The sequence below is a fragment of the Ilumatobacter sp. genome, from assembly GCF_046290335.1.
GTDB lineage: Bacteria > Actinomycetota > Acidimicrobiia > Acidimicrobiales > Ilumatobacteraceae > Ilumatobacter_A.
On record NZ_JBKAGH010000002.1, the window covers coordinates 641,391 to 659,226 of the forward strand.

The 17,836-nt window shown below is 63.7% G+C and carries 15 protein-coding genes and 1 pseudogene; 7 read left to right on the top strand and 9 right to left on the bottom strand.

All coding sequences use genetic code 11. The features are described 5' to 3' along the window. Position 1 precedes the first annotated feature (1 nt). Positions 2-418 carry a hypothetical protein gene (locus ACE37B_RS11420; protein WP_409923446.1) on the bottom strand — a complete coding sequence of 139 codons (417 nt, stop codon included), beginning with the start codon at positions 416-418 and terminating at the stop codon, positions 2-4. A gap of 133 nt (positions 419-551) precedes the next feature. Between ACE37B_RS11420 and ACE37B_RS11425 the strand changes: the two genes are divergently transcribed. The 4 genes from ACE37B_RS11425 (at position 552) to ACE37B_RS11440 (ending at position 3,488) form a co-directional block, all read left to right on the top strand. Then, the gene (locus tag ACE37B_RS11425) at positions 552-1,667 is read left to right on the top strand and encodes a M23 family metallopeptidase (protein ID WP_409923447.1); all 1,116 of its coding nucleotides are present in this window, start codon (positions 552-554) and stop codon (positions 1,665-1,667) included. 118 nt (positions 1,668-1,785) lie between these two features. Then, entirely contained in the window at positions 1,786-2,001 is a 216-nt protein-coding gene (locus ACE37B_RS11430; protein ID WP_409923448.1) for a hypothetical protein, read from the top strand. Positions 2,002-2,429: 428 nt separating this feature from the next. After that, a complete protein-coding gene (locus ACE37B_RS11435) occupies positions 2,430-3,227 on the top strand; it encodes an IS1380 family transposase (RefSeq protein ID WP_409923449.1) in 798 nt (265 codons plus the stop codon). A 42-nt stretch (positions 3,228-3,269) separates the two neighbouring features. After that, complete coding sequence (locus ACE37B_RS11440; protein WP_409923450.1) at positions 3,270-3,488, top strand: hypothetical protein; 219 nt, start codon at positions 3,270-3,272, stop codon at positions 3,486-3,488. A gap of 76 nt (positions 3,489-3,564) precedes the next feature. Here the strand turns inward: ACE37B_RS11440 and istB are convergent, their stop codons facing one another. Together istB and istA are read right to left on the bottom strand one after the other, a co-directional pair. Then, complete coding sequence (gene istB, locus ACE37B_RS11445) at positions 3,565-4,353, bottom strand: IS21-like element helper ATPase IstB (RefSeq protein WP_409923451.1); 789 nt, start codon at positions 4,351-4,353, stop codon at positions 3,565-3,567. After that, positions 4,350-5,663, bottom strand: a complete 1,314-nt coding sequence (istA, locus tag ACE37B_RS11450; RefSeq protein ID WP_409923452.1) for an IS21 family transposase — start codon at positions 5,661-5,663, stop codon at positions 4,350-4,352. Before istA ends, istB begins: the two co-directional genes overlap by 4 nt. A gap of 122 nt (positions 5,664-5,785) precedes the next feature. Here istA and ACE37B_RS11455 point away from each other — a divergent pair, with 122 nt between their 5' ends. The 3 genes and pseudogenes from ACE37B_RS11455 (at position 5,786) to ACE37B_RS11465 (ending at position 8,417) form a co-directional block, all read left to right on the top strand. Beyond that, positions 5,786-6,070: a transposase gene (locus ACE37B_RS11455; RefSeq protein WP_409923453.1), complete on the top strand. Its 285-nt coding sequence runs from the start codon at positions 5,786-5,788 to the stop codon at positions 6,068-6,070. 331 nt (positions 6,071-6,401) lie between these two features. Beyond that, positions 6,402-6,899, top strand: a pseudogene (locus ACE37B_RS11460) (hypothetical protein); the annotation flags it as partial. A 252-nt stretch (positions 6,900-7,151) separates the two neighbouring features. Then, positions 7,152-8,417, top strand: coding sequence for an ISL3 family transposase (locus ACE37B_RS11465; protein WP_409923454.1), 1,266 nt, complete (start codon positions 7,152-7,154; stop codon positions 8,415-8,417). Between the two features lie 886 nt (positions 8,418-9,303). On the opposite strand, the gene ACE37B_RS11470 is transcribed toward ACE37B_RS11465, so the two are convergent. The 6 genes from ACE37B_RS11470 to ACE37B_RS11495 all read right to left on the bottom strand — a co-directional run bounded on the left by ACE37B_RS11470 (position 9,304) and on the right by ACE37B_RS11495 (position 17,691). Next, positions 9,304-10,539, bottom strand: a complete 1,236-nt coding sequence (locus tag ACE37B_RS11470; RefSeq protein ID WP_409923455.1) for an MFS transporter — start codon at positions 10,537-10,539, stop codon at positions 9,304-9,306. Between the two features lie 67 nt (positions 10,540-10,606). After that, positions 10,607-11,257: a TetR/AcrR family transcriptional regulator gene (locus ACE37B_RS11475; protein WP_409923456.1), complete on the bottom strand. Its 651-nt coding sequence runs from the start codon at positions 11,255-11,257 to the stop codon at positions 10,607-10,609. Between the two features lie 62 nt (positions 11,258-11,319). After that, the gene (locus ACE37B_RS11480) at positions 11,320-12,585 is read right to left on the bottom strand and encodes an ISL3 family transposase (protein ID WP_409923454.1); all 1,266 of its coding nucleotides are present in this window, start codon (positions 12,583-12,585) and stop codon (positions 11,320-11,322) included. 207 nt (positions 12,586-12,792) lie between these two features. Beyond that, positions 12,793-14,091, bottom strand: coding sequence for an ABC transporter substrate-binding protein (locus ACE37B_RS11485; protein ID WP_409923457.1), 1,299 nt, complete (start codon positions 14,089-14,091; stop codon positions 12,793-12,795). Further along, positions 14,088-14,852: an ABC transporter ATP-binding protein gene (locus ACE37B_RS11490; RefSeq protein WP_409923458.1), complete on the bottom strand. Its 765-nt coding sequence runs from the start codon at positions 14,850-14,852 to the stop codon at positions 14,088-14,090. The genes ACE37B_RS11485 and ACE37B_RS11490 overlap by 4 nt, the downstream gene beginning before the upstream one ends. A 55-nt stretch (positions 14,853-14,907) precedes the next feature. After that, a complete protein-coding gene (locus tag ACE37B_RS11495; RefSeq protein ID WP_409923459.1) occupies positions 14,908-17,691 on the bottom strand; it encodes an ABC transporter permease subunit in 2,784 nt (927 codons plus the stop codon). Positions 17,692-17,836 lie beyond the last annotated feature (145 nt).

Here is a 17,836-nt window from a genome sequence, read left to right on the forward strand (position 1 = left end):
ATCAGCCCCCGGCGTTTCCGGCGCCGTACAGGGTGTTCACTGCAACGACTGCGAGGCCGATGATCATCGCGCCGAGCATCCCGGCACCGACGTACGCCTTGCCTTCGACACCTCGCCCCGAGTTGCCGCCCATGCCGCGCCACGTCGCTGCGCCGAAGACGATGGCGAGCACGCACACAGCGAGCCCGACCCACTTGCCCCAGCCGATCACCTGGGCAATCAATGCCCCGCCGGGGAGGCCAGCATTTGTGGGTGCCGGGTCAGCGATCTGAGCGAACGCTCGACCCGGCATGGCCGCGACCGCTGCGAACAGCAAGGTTCCCCTCATTGCTTTGCGGCAGCGATCTCGGCGCCGGGGCTTGGTGGAGACGACGGGCCACTCGCGCCCGGTCTCTTCACGTTCGACGGTCTGGGACATGGTGATCTCCTCCAAGAGACTCAGTCGCCCCGAGGTGTTTCGGGGAACTATTGGCCTATGGGGAATCGCTCACCGGATCGTTTCAAAGAAAGCTGTGCTGAAACGCCCGCCGCGCTGACACCCATACATCGAGGTGAAAGTCGTCCTTGCTCCCGTCGTCCTCGCGGTCTTCTTGCTCATGTCGATCCCATTGGTGTTCGCCAACGGCGGCAATGCCGCCGCGCCGTACGCATGCGGGCAGATCGGTGTCATCCTCGACACGATCCGGACACTCGAATCAGGTGGCGACTACACCGTGCGCAACTCAAGCGCATCGGCCGCCGGCGCCTATCAGTACGTCACCGGAACCTGGCTGTACTGGGCCAACCAAGCCGACGTCGACACCGATCAGTACCCGACAGCTGACACCGCACCGCCCGAAGTGCAGGACCGCGTCGCTGCAACGAACGTCGTGTCGATCCTCGAAGACCACGACGACCTTGTCGAGGCAGTACCGGTCATCTGGTACTACCCGATCGCGTGGGACAACACGACCATCATGAACCAGATCCCGCCCTACCCCGGCAACACCCTCACCGTCCGCGGCTACCAGACCAAATGGATGGGGATCTACAGCGAGAAACTCATTGAAGCCGGAAACCCCGAGCCACTCACACCAACAGCCGTACCCACAGAAATCGCCGCCGTCGCTCCGCCGCCAAGTGACCCCGACCTGTTAGATCCTGGCTCTCCGCCAGTCACGACCGGCGGATGTTCCGGTGTGCTCGACTCCACCGGCAACTGGGCACTCCCCGCAGCACGTGACACCATGAACCCTCAAAAGATCATGGCGCCGCACGGCTACCCCGCCTGGGACCTCATCGTCCCCACCGGCACCCCCATCTTCGCCGTCACCGGCGGCGTCGTGGCCAACGTCCAGACATGGCCCGAGAACTGGTGGCGCTACGGATGCGGAATCAACGAACGCCCCGAATGCTCATCCTGCGGTATCGGCGTCACCATCCAACACCCTGGCGGTCTCCGCCACACCTACTGCCACGGCGTCTCATCCCACGTCTCGGTCGGCGACCAGATCGCACCCGGCCAACTCGTCATCACCTCCGGTGACTCAGGACGGTCCGGCACACCGCACCTGCACCTCGAGTTCCGGATCAACAACATCCGGTACTGCCCCCAACCTCTCGTGCTCGCCCTCTACGAGGGTCTTCCAGTACCCGACCCGGCCACGCTCCCAACCTCCGGTTGCTGACCACAGCTCGTGCGACGCCATGACATTCGCGAACCAACCCACAGCCCCAACTACGAACGAGATCCGCAGCGCCGTGGCGGCGATCCAGCATGCCGTCTACGACCCTGACGCCTGCCCCGTGACAATCACAGCAGCACACGACACGCTCGTGCGAGCTAGCACCACCGCCACCGCTCCCGTCAATGACTGGATCATCGCCTACCTCGACAAGAGCACCACTTCGAACGGACACCGCGGGGTGCGAGACGCCGTGAATCGCCTCGCCCAGAACTTCAAGCTTCCACCAGAGCGAAACGCTCCGCCCGTCGGCCAACAAGGCACCCTCTTCGACTGAGAACGAGTCTTTCGACCCCTTCTAAAGTTCCCGGAGTGCTGGGAACTCGCGCCCCGACGATGACACGCCATCAGCGGGGGCGCTTGCGAGGACGTGTGTCCAAGGGTGGCCGTCCGCGCGTTATGGGCCGGTCGGCCGTTCGCGTATTGCCGGATCCCGGACGAGTGTCCGCCCACGCTGGCGGCGTTGATATGCGCTATCTATCAGCCCGGTCCTGATGGCGGCGTTCAGAACCAGACGTCGTCGAGGAGCTGGCGTTGCTCGCCGGTCCGTTCCTTTCTATTTAGCCTCGATCCACCGATGGTGGCCTTGTGAGGTAGGCCGCGTATCCGCGTGAGAGGTCTCCTGAGCTGGGACGATGTTGGTTCCTGCACCGCATCGAAGAACCAACCCAGGAGACACTTTCAGTGAGCCGAGTATCGCAGACCTTGGATCGGATTCACGCGACCTTCGACGACGACAACCTCGTCGCAAACGCGGGACTGTTGCTGCCCGCGACGCTGGTTCAACGCCTCGATGTCGAAGCACTGATCAACACCATGGTGCGTCTCGATGGTCGGGTGGGTGGGGCAGCACCGGGGCGCAAGGTGTTGACGCTGCTGAACACGATGTTGGCGGGTGGGTCGCACATCGACCACGCCGACATGTTGCGCGCCGGTGCGTCCGAGGTCGTGGTGTCGCATCGGGTGATGGCACCGTCCACGCTGGGCACGTTCTTGCGGTCGTTCACGTTCGGTCACGTCCGCCAACTCGAAGCTGTCAACGACGTCGTGCGCCAGCGCGCTTGGTCGGCGGGCACAGCGCCAGGTGCGTTGGTGATCGATGTCGACTCGACGATCTGCGAGGTGGCCGGCAAACAAAAGCAGGGCGCCGGGTTCGGCTACACCCATCAGCTCGGCTATCACCCGTTGCTCGCGACGATTGCGGGCACCGGCGAGATCTTGCACGGCCGACTACGGAAGGGATCGGCGAACACCCAGCGCGGCACGAAACGCTTCGTCAACGAACTCGTTGCCCGCTCCCGACGCGACGACAAGACCCGCAAGTTGACCCTCCGGTTCGACTCCGGGTTCTGGAACGGCGAGACCATTGCGAACTTGGGGCGGCTCGATGTGCGCTACACGATGGCGATCAGAACCAACGTGGGCGCAGTCCAAACAGCAATCGCCGGCATCGACGAGCAGGCGTGGCAGCCGATCGACTACACCTGCGACGGCGAAGCCTAAGTCGCCGAATGCGACTACACCTCCGGCCAAGGCACCAAACGAGTGACCCGGCGTCTCGTGGTTCGCCGCACCCGTCTGACTGGCAAGAACCAGCAGAAGCTGTGGCCCGACTGGCGCCACCACGCGTTCCTCACCGACCTGACCGGTGACGTGGTCGAGGTCGACCGGTTCCATCGCGAGCACGCCACCGTCGAGTTGGCGATCAAGGACCTCAAGGCCGGCGCCGGGCTCGAACACCTCCCGTCGGAGGTGTTCTTGTGAGCGATCAGGGAAATCCGTCATCGGCGATCATCGAAAACCGACATGGAGTCGGTGCTTCGGCCGGCGGGTGGTGAGGTTAGCTGGGCCTCCGTTCGGTGGGGTTGGTGGTGGCGATCTCGAGGCCGTTGTGCTCGCGTAGACGCCAGGACGGACCTTTGATGTTGAAGACGATTGCGTTGTGCATGAGGCGGTCGAGGACGGCTGCGGCGACGACGGTGTCACCGAAGATGGTGCCCCAGTACGGGAGCCCGCGGTTCGTCGTGACGATGGTGAGGTGGCCTTTCTCGTAGCGGCTGTTCACGACTTGGAAGAACACCGCTGAGGCTTCGGTGCCGCCGATCGGCAAGAGTCCGACGTCGTCGATGACGAGAACCGTGGGTGCGGTGAAGGTCTTCATCTTCGACGCCAGGTTGCCTTCGATGGACGCCCTGACGAGGGTGCGGCAGAGGTTGTCGGCGGTGGTGAAGTAGCCGCGGTAGCCGGCCTCGACCGCCAACGTGGCGAGCGCGACGGCGAGGTGTGTTTTGCCGCAACCCGGTTGGCCCAAGAAGAGGATGGGCCGGTTCTCGTCGATGAACCGCAGGGTGGCGAGATCTTCGACCAGCTTGCGGTCGACGCTCGGCTGGAACTCGTAGTCGAAGTCGTCGATGCTGCGCCGGTGCGGGAACCTCGCGTAACGCAGCCGGGCAGCGAGGCGACGGTCCCGGTCGGCGGTGGCCTGCTCGGCGACGAGTCGGGCGAGGAACTCGATGTGGGACCAGTCCTCGAGTTTGGCTTCCTCGGCGAGGGTGGCGAACACGCCCGCAGCAGCGTCCAACTTGAGGTAGCCGAGGTCGGCTTTGATCTGTTCGTAGAGGCTGCTCATCCGACGTTCTCCGCGTCGATGCCGAGCGGGTAGCGGGCCTCGAGATCGACCGGGTCGACATCGAAGTCACCATCGAGTTCCAGCCGCTCGACAACCGGCTGGTCGTCGTGGTCAGCGATCACTCGCAAGTCGGGTCGGTCGGTGTGCCAGCCGAGCGCGAGTGCCTCGGCGGCGGCGCGATGCTCGGGGTTCCACACGTCGACACGTCGCCCGGCGACGAGGCGGTGGGTGGCGATCAGTCGCCCGGCGAGGCGGATCTCGACGGTGACGCCGTTGACCTTGCGGCGGATCTCGACCTTGTGCCCCAACGCTGAAGGTGGCACCGAGTAGCGGTTGGCGTCGATGGCCACGAACGGCAACACGTTGTGCACGCGGCGCACCTCGACGTAGTCGGTGTCGAACCGCACCCTCGGCAACGGCCCGAGAAAGTCACGCTCGATCGCGAGTCGGTCCGCCGGTGTTTCGCCGGTCGTGCGTGACTCGACGCCATGGACTCGTTCGTTCAGCCACACGACTGCTCGCCGGTTCAGATCGTCGAGATCGACGGGGATGCCGTCGTATTCGACCTCGGGCAGGAACGTCTCTTGCAACGACCGGAACGGACGCTCGACCTTGCCTTTGCGTTTCGCGTCGCCGGCCTGACACGAGGTGATCTTCGTGCCGTGATGCGCCGCGAAACCGATCGCCGGCGGGTGCAGCTCGAAGCGCCGGCCCTGGGATCGGCCGAGTGCTCCCATCCGATCGGTGCGACACGCCGTCGGCACACCGTTGATCTGGTCGAAGAACCGGGCGATGCCTCCGAAGGTGTGATGCCGATCCTCGGCGGTGGTGAACCACCACATCCGCCACCGCGACCACGACAAGATCATCCCGAAGCAGACCATGTTGATCTTCCAACCGATGCCCGCCGCCCACGACGACAGGTCGCAGAAGTCGAACTGGGCTTCCTCGCCCGGGTCGGTGTCGATCGGCACCGAGACCGCGTCCGCGGCCTGGAACCGTGGGCCGCGGATGTCGCGGACCGCGCGCACCACGGTCGGATACGAACCGTCGAAGCCGGTCGCCGCAAGCTTGTTGTGGATGCTCACCGACTGCATCCTCGGCCACGACTCGAGCATCGACTTGATGCGGGCCTGCCAGTGCTCGGTCATCACCGTCGCCGCGGTTTCGCGCGTCGCCGGCGGCGGACCGTTCTTCAGATAGTTGCTGACCGTGGTGCGATGCCAACCGGTCGCTTCGGCGATCTCGTTGATCGTCCATCCCTGCGCGTGCAGGTCGTTGAAATTCACGTAGTTCTCCTGGGACATCATGGAGAGCGGCTCCTTCAGCTGTGTCGTGCTTGGTCGCTTGACACGCTGGAGGAGCCAACCGAACGGGTGGTGGATGCCGGCCAGAAGACCCCGACACCCATGTCGGTTTTCAATGATCGTGAATGTCAGCCTTCAGTGATCGCTCACAGTTCTGGGCGAACTCGGCGTGGTTCCAGATCGCGATCCTCGCGCACAACATGTGCCGTTGGACCGCCCGCCTCGGCGGGCACGACACCGACCGCCTGATCGTCGGGCGCACCATCCGCACACGACTCCTCGCATTGCCCGGCCGTCTCATCAACCGCGCCGGCCAACCCACCCTGCGGTTGCCGTCCCGTTGGCCCTGGGCTGACACGTTCACGAAGATCCTTGACGCGCTCCGCGCGCTCGAACCCGTCCCGACCTGACCTTCGGCTCCCGCGGTCAGGCGCGCCGCAGAACCCGACCCAGCGCCAACAACCCGAACCCGTCCGGAACGGCTTCGCCATGCGCTGTCCACGACAGGATCCACCTCACGCAGCCACTCCAAGATCACCGCCTACCGGCGGCCACCCACCGAAGCCGACTCGGTGGATCGAGGTTTAGGGATCTGACCGAGTACGTGCTGTGTGTGTTGCCCGAATTGGCGCATTGGGCCCACGGGGCCGATCTCGATGAATACGAGGTCTTCGTCGATGATCGCGCTGTGTCCGGCGGGCCAGTGGTACACCTCGCCGGCGCGGGTAGTTCGACGGCGACAATCTCGTCGCGAATGCCAGGCTGTTGCTGCCCTCGACGCTGATCGAACGTCTCGGTGTCGAAGCGGTGATCGACGCGACTGTGCGTCTCGATGGCCGCGTGGGTGGAGCGGCACCGAGGCGCAAAGTGTTGACGTTGATGAACACGATGCTCGCCGGCGGGTCCCACATCGATCACACCGACATGTTGCGCGCGGGTGCGTCCGAGGTCGTGGTGTCGCATCGCCTGATGGCACCCTCCACGCTCGGCACGTGCCTGGGCTCTTTCACGTTCGGTCATGTCCGACAGTTGGAAGCCGTCAACGACATCATGGTGCAGCGCGCCTGGGCGGCCGGCACGGCCCCGGGTGCTCTCGTGATCGATGTCGACTCCACGATCTGCGAGGTGGCCGGCAAACAGATGCAGGGTGCCAGCTACGGCTACACCCATGCGCTCGGCTACCACCCCCGTTGCTCGCGACGATCGCCGGGACCGGTGAGATCTTGCATGGTCGTTTGAGGAAGGCTCCGCGAACACCCAGCGCGGCACAACACGCTTCGTCAACGAACTCGTCGCCCGCGCACGGCGCGACGACCCGACCCGCGACTTGACGCTCCGGTTCGACTCGGGCTTTTGGGGCGCTTCGGATCTGGGCGTGAGTTCGGCCTGATCGGGTAGGTGATCCCGGGCGCGACACAGGGGCCCTGCGAGTCTGACGGTGTCTAACGTCGTCGAACTCGGGAGCCCCTGTTGGAGACCAATCCTACGCGCATGTGCGAACTGCTGATCGGCTTGCCCGACGTCAACATCGAAGGCGTCGGTGACTGGCCAAGATGGGTGCGAATCGCGATCACCACACGCGCTCAACGGCCGACGTGTCCGACCTGCGTCGGTGCGGTGTGGCGTCACGACGACCTCGAGGTCGAACTCGTTGACCTGCCGTGCTTCGAACGGCGAACCCGGCTTGTCTGGTCGAAGTCGAGGTGGCGATGCCCGAACCCGAACTGCGACATCGTCACCTTCGTCGAGTCCGACGCTCGGATCGCTGCGGAACGCGCTGGGATCACCGACCGGGCAGGTCGATGGGCGACGTTCCAAGTCGGCCATCACGGCCGAGCAGTGTCCGAAGTAGCGGCCGACCTCGGCTGCGACTGGCACACGGTGATGGACGCCGTGAACCACCACGGTCGAGCGTTGATCGACGACCCGAACCGGATCGGCACGACAACAGCGGTTGGGCTCGACGAGGTGCTGTTCTGTCGCGACGGACCGTTCAAGCATCGGCTCTGGTCGACCCAGGTCGTCGACGTCGCCCGAGGCCAACTCCTCGATGTTGTGCCTGGTCGTGACGCTGCGAGCAGCTGCAGATGGTTCGCCGAGCAGCCTGTGGAGTGGATGGCGCGGATTCGTTGGGCGACGTTGGATCTGTCGGGTTCGTATCGGTCGGTGTTCGACACGATGCTGCCCGACGCGATCCAGATCGCTGATCCGTTTCATGTCGTGAAGCTTGCGAACTTCGTGCTCGACGAGGTCCGGCGGCGGGTGCAGAACGACACGCTCGGCCATCGCGGTCGCAAGACCGATCCGCTCTACCGATCCCGCAAGTTGATGACACTCGCGCACGAACGCCTCGACGACACAGCGAACGCGAAGCTGGCTGGGCTGCTTGAGGCGGGCGATCCGAAAGGCGAGGTCCGCAACGCCTGGCACGCGAAGGAAGTCGTGCGTTCGATCTACGCGATCGACAACGCCGAGCTGGCTGTCGAGTTCGTCACTCAGCTCGGCATCGATCTCCAAGACGAGTCGTGTCCGCCAGAGATCCGCCGCCTCGGGCGCACCATCAGCAAATGGCGCCACCAGATCGCCGCGTGGCATCAGGCGAGGTTCACGAACGGCCCGACCGAGGCCGTCAACAACCTCATCAAGCGCGTGAAGCGGGTGGCGTTCGGGATCACAAACTGGACCAACTACCGCACACGATCACTGCTCTACGCCGGCAAACCGAACTGGTCGCTCCTCGACCTCAACTCACGCTGAAATCCGAAGCACCGCTTTTGGAACGGCGACACGATCACCAACTTGGGGCGTCCCGACGCGCGCTACACGATGGCGATCAGAACCAACGTGGGAGCGGTCCAAACAGCGATCTCCGGCATCGACGAAACCGCTTGGCAGCCGATCGAGTACACCTGCGACGACGAAGCCCAAGTCGCCGAATGCGACTACACCGCCGGCGCAGGCACCAGACGAGTGACCCGGCGCCTCGTGGTTCGCAGGACCCGCCTGACCGGCACCACCCAGCAGAAGCTCTGGCCCGACTGGCGGCACCACGCGCTCCTCACCGACCTGACCGGCGACGTCGTTGCCGTCGATTGGTTCCACCGCCAACACGCCACCGTCGAACTCGCCATCAAGGACCTGAAGGCCAGCGCCGGGCTCGAACACCTCCCGTCGGGTGTGTTCTCAGCGAACTCGGCATGGTTCCAAATCGCGATCCTGGCGCACAACATGTGCCGCTGGACCGTCCGTCTCGTCGGTCACGACACCGACCGCTTGATCGTCGCCAGGACCATCCGCACCCGACCCGTTGCGGTTGCCCGGCCGGCTCGTCAACCACGCCGGTCAACCAACCCTGCGCCTGCCGTCGCGCTGGCCCTGGGCAGACACGTTCACGAAGATCCTCGATGCACTCCGCGCGCTCGAACCCGTCCCGACCTGACTTCAGATACGCGGCCCGGCGCGCCGCAGAACCGACCCAACGCCACCAAACCCGAGCACCCCAAGTCCTGCTTCGCCACGCCCCGACAACAGCATCACCGCCACGAACGGCAACAACGACGACACCGCCTACCGACAGCCGCTCACCGAAGCCGACTCGGTGGATCGAGGCTTAGGCCAGGGCACGCCCAGTTCACTTCTCACTTCATTGGCCTTCACCGATCGTGCCGGGCGCACGGGGCTGCACCAACTCACCCGCTTCACTCAAAAGTTCGCGTGATGGGGACCTGTCTGGGATCATCCAGCCCAAAACACAGGCGATAACGGCGACCACTAGTGCCAGGGCAATCGTGGCAGCGCTGCTCGTTTCGTCCGCAAGCCATCCTGCGAACGGCGGCCCAATGAGGCCACCGAGTCCGAAGCCGAGAAACAACAGGCCCATGATGCTTCCTACCCCAACCGTTCCGAAAAGGAGTGCCATGACCTCTGGCCCGAGGGACACGAAACCCCCGTAGGAGATTCCCATCAGCAGTGCAAATACGACCAGGAGCGGATAGGAGTCGTCCGCTGCGAGCCACGTGCCAAAGGCCACAGGTTGCGCGAGAAGACACCATTGAAGGAGTCGGATCGCCGAGACCCGGCTCGCGAGGGCCGTGAGCCCGAGTCGACCCACCACGCTCGACGCGCCAATGAGTCCGACGAGTAGGGCGGCGCCACCGGGGTCAACCCCTGCCCCTGTCGCAAAGTCGACCACGAATCCGAACGCAATGAAAAGAGAGATCGAGAACAGCACGCTCGTGCCGAAGAGCAGCCGGAACTCCGGTCGGTGAACCACCCGGCCAATCACGGTTCGGGCTGGAACGTGATGGGGTTGGATCGGGCGCGTCATTGCGAGCCCGGCTAGAACCAGAGCGACTAGAACGAACGCGGCAAGGATGGCATACGCATTGCGCCAGCCATGCCTGTCGATCAGGTACTGGGACGTCGGCACCAAAAGGAGCGTGCCGAGCCCGTTTCCAGTCGCGACGACTCCCATTGCTAGCGCTCGGTGACGCTCGAATCCCATCCCCACTGTGGCCCACACCGGGGTGCCGACCATGCTTCCGCCGACACCGACGCCCAGACCATAGGTGACGTAGCCAACCCCAACGCTGGTGACGTTTGACGTAAGCCAGAGCGCACACGCCATGACAAGGCCACCCGTAATGACTAGTGGGGTTGGGCCGACACGGTCCGTTAGCGGTCCAGTAATAAGACCAAATCCGAAAAAACACATCAGCGTGATGCCGAAGACCAAAGCGGTTGCGCCACGGCCAGCCCCGAAGTCCTCTGCCATCGCCTCGAAAAACGCCCCGAACGTGTAAACGGTGCCAAAGGCGACGCCAGATGCCACTGCGCCCGCGATCGCAACGATCCAACTCCGGCCTGAGTCCACTGTCATTGCTCGTCGACGGATCACGAGATCACGTCATCCCATACTGCTGCCACCAGATCAACCCGTTCTGCGATCAATCGATCTCGGTCCGGTCCCTGGAATCGGAGAAGATCAGAGCGACACATATATCGGCGAAGGCCTCCGGGTCGTCCCGGTCGGGATCGAACCACTTGTACGACCAGTTGGTCATGCCGAGCAGGATGTCCGCAAGCGTGCGTGGATCTGCGTCAGGCAGGATCCCTGCATCGCGCCCCAATTGAGCGGCATCGGCAAAGGCACGAACGTAGGCACGTTCCTTTGCCAATATTTTATTGTAATCAGCGGCATTCAAGCTCGGACGCTGGTCGAAGAAGACCGTGAACAGGGACGGCTCGCTGGCGACGCGGATCGCCTGGTGGCGAATGAGGGCTTCAAGTCGATCTCTCGGGTCCTTGATGATCGCAATCGATGCGATGCGCTGGAGAGCATCGTCGATTGCTCTTTCGAAGATGAGATGAAGCAGAGCACTCTTGCTCTCGAAATAATAGTACAGGCTGGCCTTTCGCAGGCCGAGCTCCTTCGCCACATCTTCGAGCGAACCAGCGTCGTAGCCCTTCTGGCGGAACACCTCTGTCGCTAGGGCGACGATCTCGTCGAGTCGCGCCCGATACTCCGGGCTGGGCTCAGTATGACGCGGTCGTCCACGACGGCGTAGCGAAGGGTCGAGATTCCTTTTCTTGTCCATGGCAGGTCGCTTTCTGCGGTTGCACCGACATTGGCCGCACCACTAGAGCGGTGCTTCGGATTTCAGCGTGAGTTGAGGTCGAGGAGCGACCAGTTCGGTTTGCCGGCGTAGAGCAGTGATCGTGTGCGGTAGTTGGTCCAGTTTGTGATCCCGAACGCCACCCGCTTCACGCGCTTGATGAGGTTGTTGACGGCCTCGGTCGGGCCGTTCGTGAACCTCGCCTGATGCCACGCGGCGATCTGGTGGCGCCATTTGCTGATGGTGCGCCCGAGGCGGCGGATCTCTGGCGGACACGACTCGTCTTGGAGATCGATGCCGAGCTGAGTGACGAACTCGACAGCCAGCTCGGCGTTGTCGATCGCGTAGATCGAACGCACGACTTCCTTCGCGTGCCAGGCGTTGCGGACCTCGCCTTTCGGATCGCCCGCCTCAAGCAGCCCAGCCAGCTTCGCGTTCGCTGTGTCGTCGAGGCGTTCGTGCGCGAGTGTCATCAACTTGCGGGATCGGTAGAGCGGATCGGTCTTGCGACCGCGATGGCCGAGCGTGTCGTTCTGCACCCGCCGCCGGACCTCGTCGAGCACGAAGTTCGCAAGCTTCACGACATGAAACGGATCAGCGATCTGGATCGCGTCGGGCAGCATCGTGTCGAACACCGACCGATACGAACCCGACAGATCCAACGTCGCCCAACGAATCCGCGCCATCCACTCCACAGGCTGCTCGGCGAACCATCTGCAGCTGCTCGCAGCGTCACGACCAGGCACAACATCGAGGAGTTGGCCTCGGGCGACGTCGACGACCTGGGTCGACCAGAGCCGATGCTTGAACGGTCCGTCGCGACAGAACAGCACCTCGTCGAGCCCAACCGCTGTTGTCGTGCCGATCCGGTTCGGGTCGTCGATCAACGCTCGACCGTGGTGGTTCACGGCGTCCATCACCGTGTGCCAGTCGCAGCCGAGGTCGGCCGCTACTTCGGACACTGCTCGGCCGTGATGGCCGACTTGGAACGTCGCCCATCGACCTGCCCGGTCGGTGATCCCAGCGCGTTCCGCAGCGATCCGAGCGTCGGACTCGACGAAGGTGACGATGTCGCAGTTCGGGTTCGGGCATCGCCACCTCGACTTCGACCAGACAAGCCGGGTTCGCCGTTCGAAGCACGGCAGGTCAACGAGTTCGACCTCGAGGTCGTCGTGACGCCACACCGCACCGACGCAGGTCGGACACGTCGGCCGTTGAGCGCGTGTGGTGATCGCGATTCGCACCCATCTTGGCCAGTCACCGACGCCTTCGATGTTGACGTCGGGCAAGCCGATCAGCAGTTCGCACATGCGCGTAGGATTGGTCTCCAACAGGGGCTCCCGAGTTCGACGACGTTAGACACCGTCAGACTCGCAGGGCCCCTGTGTCGCGCCCGGGATCACCTACCCGATCAGGCCGAACTCACGCCCAGATCCGAAGCGCCACTAGAGCCGTCGCCCGTCAACCAGCGCGGCCGACCCACCAAGGGGGGGTGGGCCGGCCGCGACGCGATGACGTCAGTCGGCCAAGGACCAGGAACCGCTGTCCGGGTCGTAGCGCATCATGACGTAGTTGCCCGACTCGCTGCCGAGACGGTTCGTCTCGGAGTAGCTGAGCAGCCAGTTCAGGCCTTGGAAGTCCGTCAGGCCCTCGATGTACTCGACGATTGCTTCGCTGTCGCCACCGACGTTCAACAGAGCAGCCGCAATCAACTGGAACGCGTCATATGCACCCTGCACCACGAACGACGGCGGAACGCCGGCCTCTGCTTCGAATGCCTCCTGGAAATCACGGATGAGTTGTGCGCGCTCTGGGTCATCGATGTTCTCCGGTAGCCAAGATGGTGCGACTCCGTACAGCGTCTCGGTGGGCATCAACGGACCGGCGGCATCGAGAAACCCCTTCGTCGTGTTCGACCAGATAAGGGCGGTCGGCAGGTCGGAACCGGCCTGCGAGAAGCCCTGTAGCGCGACCCCGACAGCTGCACCGGAGGCGCCGATGTATACGTACTCGGGGTCGGTCTCGAGTAGGCGGTTGATCTGTGATGAAACGTCCACGTCGCCCGGCCCCATCCGCTCGATCGCAATATCCAATCCCAGATCCTCGTTTGCTGCCTGAATGTTCTGCACCGCAGTCTCACCCGTGGTGTCGGTGGTGGCCAGCAGAGCAACCCTCTCAAACCCGCGCTCAGCGGCGTACTCGAGCGTCACACGGTCGAGGTCGCTCGCTCGGCCCGCCGCCGAGAAGATCGGGTCGCCCTCTTCCACCGAGACGTATGGGGAAGGCGTCACCGACGGTGGCCCGCCAGCCAACACCGGTGTGGCACCCGCATGCATTCCCGAGATGACCGGTCCATAGATCATGTCGACGTTGTCCTGTTGGCTGAGCCGAAGTGCACACGAGGAAGCGCCATCGGGCGTCGTCTCGTCATCGCACACGACGAATTCGATGTCCATCTGCGCTGCAGTGGGGTCGATTTCCCCGAAGACCTTGAGCCCAGCTTCGAAGTCCGCCCCGATGGATGCGGCGGGCCCAGTGAGGGGCAGGATCACACCGACGGTGAAACTCTCGCCGGCTCCCGGCAGGTTCTCGGCTGGCTCGGTGGAGGCAACCGAGTCGTCACTTTCGGGCGCTTCCGTGTCTGGCGCTTCCGTGTCTGGCGCTGCCGTGTCTGGCGCTTCCGTGTCTGGCGCTTCCGTGTCGGCCGCAGCGTCCGTGCTTGGCGTTGCGTCGTCGTCGCTACCGCACGCACTGGCTGTGAGCGACACGACGGCGACAAGAGCCATCGCCTTCGCGAGTCGATTGTTGTATTTCATTTGTGGTCCCCCTCATGGTGATGTGTTGGTATTGACTGGTTGACGGCGTCGGAACAGCTTCCAGCGATCGCCGAATCGGGTTCCGAACCATTCTTCGAGGTGCCGAGGAACATCGCTCGCAGCTCGTCGGAGTCCCGGAGTGAATCCGCCGTTCCTTCGCGAACAATCCGACCGCCCGCCATGACAAGTGAGCGCTCGGCGACACGTAGTGCCGCTGCGGCGTTCTGTTCTGCAACGAGAATTGTCAATCCGTCCCGGTTGGCTGCGGCCAGATCGTCAAAGACCTGTCGGACGAGGAGCGGCGCAAGTCCAAGCGATGGCTCATCCAACACCAGAAGTCGCGGGCGAGACATCAGTGCACGTCCGATCGCGAGCATTTGTTGCTCGCCACCCGACAGATGACCTGCGAGTTGATACTTGCGCTGTCCAAGTATCGGAAATCGATCGAAGATCTCGTCCATCGAGGTGGTGAGCTCAACAGAGGAGTATTTCCGATTCCAGGGAATCGACCCGAGCAGGAGGTTGTCTCGAACGGAAATGTCGCCGACCAGGGCCCGGCCCTCGGGAACGATGGCTATCCCAGCCCGGGTCGCCAGGTGCGAAGAGGTTCCAGTCAGTTCACGGTCGTCGAAGGTGACAGTCCCGTCGCTGACGTCGGCGTCGCCGACGATCGCCCGGAGGAGCGTCGTCTTTCCCACGCCATTGGCGCCGAGGAGACAGACGAACTCACCGCGATCAACCCGCAGGTTCACGTCGCGCACGACGGTGACCTGGCCATAGCCCGCTGTGAGCCCTGTGACGTCGAGTCGGCCATCGTCAGACGCCGAGATAGGCATCGAGCACCTCCTGGTTGGACCGGACGACCTTCGGGGTGCCGATCGCGATCACATGCCCCTCGTTGAGCACAACGATCTCGGAGCAGGCGCTCATCACCAACTCCATGTGGTGCTCGACGAGCACTATGCTGAGGCCCTGGGAAGCAAGCTTCTGGAGTAGTTCCTCGAGCCGGGCGACTTCATCGTCGAAGAGACCGCCGGCCGGCTCGTCGGCGAGCAGTACCTGCGGGGCACTGGCTAGCGCTCGGGCCAGTTCGAGCATCTTCTGCTCACCCGTGCTCAGACGGTCCGCTTCGAGGTGGCTTAGATGAGCGATACCGGTCAGTTCGAGCGCCTCCATCGCCGCTGCTTCCATCGCCCGCTGCTCGCCCGAGGTAGCCCCGAGCACCGAGCGAAACACGCCGATATGCCCGCGGCGATAGGTGCCGAGCATTGCGACGTCGAGCACGGTCATCTGATGGGGGATGCGCGGGAGCTGGAACGTCCGTGCGAGTCCGTAGCGGGCACGCGCGTCAGCGGAGAACCCGGTAATGTCCCGACCCGACATCGTGACCTGGCCGCTGTCGGCCTGCAAACTACCGGCGAGTGCGCTGAGGAACGTGCTCTTGCCGGCTCCATTCGGCCCGATTAGGCCGACGATCCGTCCCGGACTCACTGCCAGGTGGACGTTATCAAGGGCCCTAATCCCTCCAAATTTCTTGCTCAACCCTTCAGCCTGCAGAACAGGACCGCTGGTCTGGGCGGCGTCTCCAGCCGGAGTCGCATGGAAAGCGATTTGGCCGTTGCTGGCGGACTTCACCGCAGACACCTCCGTTGTCGATGAGCCATCGTGCGGTACTGCAATGGTTGCGCAACCTTTGTCCGCCAGGTCGGACGGCGCCGAGGTTCCACGGCGGACGCGTCCATACGCCTTCGACGATGCACCGACAAGGCCGTCGGGCAACAGCACGACAAGGGTGACGACGAGTAGACCGTAAATCAGCTCCTGGAACTCCGCGAAGCGTTCGATGAACTGCGGGGCGAGCCGGATGATTGGGATACCCACGACTGCCCCCCACACCGTGCCAAAGCCTCCTAGCAGGAGCCCGACGACCGCATCGAAGCCTCCGAGCAGTCCTAGTGAGCTAGGCGAGACGTACATCAGGATGTGGGCGTACAACACCCCGGCCACGCCTGCGAAGAAACCTGAGACGATGAAGATCTTGAGCTTGGTGGTGAACGGCGTGATCGCCGCTGCCGAAGCGAGCGCTTCATCGGCACCGACGGCCTTCATCGCCAGGCCCACACGAGATCTCGTTAGGCGCAATGCCACCACCAAGGCGATACCGACGGCTATCCACGTCGCAGTGAACAACCGAGTCGACGTGTCGAGCACGAATCCGGGCAAGGACAGAGTCGTGCGGACTCGCAGTCCGGAGGGACCACCGAGCTGTGCAGGCAGACCGCTGACAAGAGCCTCGGCTGCGATCGCAATCGCGAGCGTGGCCAGGGTGAAGTAGTAGTTGCGCAGACGGAGCACGACAGCTCCGAGCCCTGCTGCCAACGAGACCGTGAACGCAACGGCGATCAGCGCCGCGGGCCACGCGGACAGACCCCACCATTCCGCGCTGAGTGCAACCATGTAGGCTGAGACACCCATGAAGGCGGTCTGTCCGAGCGAGAGTTGGCCGGTGTAGCCGAGGAGCAGGTCGAGGCCGATGCCGACGATCACAAAGACCCCGGCGAAGCTCAACAGCGAGACCCAGTAGGGCGACAATACGACGGGTCCTGCAACAGCGAACAGGGCGACCAGAGCCACGCCTATCGCGTTAGCTCGGAGACCGGTGAGTCGGAGCAGCATGGCTGGTGGAGCGACTCGCGGCAGCGCCGCCATCGACCGGGCACGAGTCCTGGCCGACCGGACCGCCGAAAGCACGCCCGCGCTATCGCTCTCCCGCGATGCCCGGTAGACGAGGATCAGTACGAGCAGGACGAATGCCATCGGCGTCTTCAGGGCGGAATCGCCGTAGTACGCCATCAGTGACTCGAGAACGCCAATGAGCAGCCCGCCAGCGACAGTGCCGCGGATCGAACGCATCCCTCCGAACGCGGCGGCGATAAAGCCGTAGATCGTTAGCAGCAGACCAGAGTGGTACGTGACGAAGACCAGCGGGGTCACCACGATGCCAGCTGCGGCGCCTGCGGCGCCGGCCAGTGCAAAGGCCACGGTCGTTACCATCGTGACGTTGACCGAGAGCAGCCCTGCCCGGCCCGACAACGTCGCGACGGCACGCATCATGGTACCGAGCATCGTTCGATGAAGCAGAAGCCACAGTAGAAGCCACAGCACACCTAGTGTCGCCAGAAGGGCGAGGACCTGCATGCTGACACGTGCACCGAGAACCTCGATTGGGTCTCGATCCCAAAAGGCTGGCAGCGTCCGTTCCTGCGTACCCCAGAAGACTCGGGCAGCCCCGGCCAAAGCGAAGGCGACGCCAATACCGGCCAGCAGCTGTGCGGCATGTGGGGCGTCAACGAGTCGCGAGAAGACAATGCGCTCGAGGGCTGCGGACATGATCGCTACGGCACCGACGGCGACAAGGGCGCTGATCCAAATGGGGACACCGGCGGCTACCAACGTTGTGGAGAGAAGCGCGCCGTACACGTAGTACTCGCCCTGGGCGAGGTTCACGAATCGTGACACCCCGTAAACGATCACGATTCCAAGGCCGAGCAAGGCGTAAATGGCGCCAGAAGTGAGACCCCCCACGATTGCCTGCGTCATGGGTTGCGCTCCGCGCTCAAGCGGCCCATCGATGCTCGCAGGAGTAACCGGCGCGACAAAGTTTTCCCCATTTCGGCACCCCCGGCCCGTTGATTTCTATCGACTGCTAGGTAGAAAGATATACGAAAGTGAATTGCGCGTCAAG